Source organism: Mycobacterium sp. NGS35 (genome assembly GCF_059812855.1).
On record NZ_JCALDL010000032.1, the window covers coordinates 1 to 212 of the forward strand.

1 protein-coding gene is annotated in these 212 nt (G+C 65.6%); it reads left to right on the forward strand.

The features are described 5' to 3' along the window. The coding region (locus tag AC5Y4C_RS20990) for a hypothetical protein (protein ID WP_500008532.1) at positions 1 to 212 on the forward strand (212 nt) is incomplete at both ends.

Sequence of the window (212 nt, forward strand, 5' to 3'; positions counted from 1 at the left end):
AACAGCTCGCGGGGCGTTTGCCGGGTTATATGGTGCCCGCGGCGGTGGTGGGGTTGGATGTGTTGCCGTTGACGGTCAACGGCAAGCTCGATGTGCGGGCGTTGCCGGCGCCGGATTATGGCGGCATTGAGCGTTACCGCGCCCCCGGTGATGCGGTCGAGGAACTTTTGGCCGGGATTTATGCCGAGGTGTTGGGGCTGGCGCGGGTGGGT